Source organism: Streptococcus sp. HMSC034B05 (assembly GCF_001809055.1).
Lineage (GTDB): Bacteria > Bacillota > Bacilli > Lactobacillales > Streptococcaceae > Streptococcus > Streptococcus constellatus.
Genome location: NZ_KV795611.1, coordinates 1 through 419, shown reverse-complemented (window position 1 = coordinate 419; position 419 = coordinate 1). Strand labels below are relative to the sequence as shown.

The following is a 419-nucleotide window of genomic DNA, read 5'->3' as shown; positions in this document are numbered from 1 at the left end:
TTTTGTAGCAAAGGGACTATTGTCCCAGACTCTTTTTTATTACCATTGAAATATCTTAGCTACATTATACAAGAACCATAAAAAATAAAGAAGACAAAGTAACAAGCTTTACAATTCCACTTTGTGTGATAAACTATGTGCCTTTTGTATCATATTTTTCTCCCTTTACTTTACGGTAGGCTTGAGCACCGTTATTGTAGGGTGTTTGGAGTTCTTTAGGTATAACCTTTGATACGCACCCGCATAGCGGAAGATATTTATCTTCCACCTCACAGACCCAGACAGACAAAGAACACATAATAAAAGAAATCTTGTTTAAACAAGATTTCTAATCATATACAACTCCGGCAGTAGGACTCGAACCTACGACATCATGATTAACAGTCATGCGCTACTACCAACTGAGCTATGCCGGATAA

At 36.8% G+C, this 419-nt stretch carries 1 tRNA gene; it reads right to left on the bottom strand.

Annotated elements, in window-relative coordinates:
- Positions 1-342: 342 nt before the first annotated feature.
- Positions 343-416 (bottom strand) — tRNA-Asn (locus tag HMPREF2542_RS05295).
- Between the last annotated feature and the right edge of the window lie 3 nt (positions 417-419).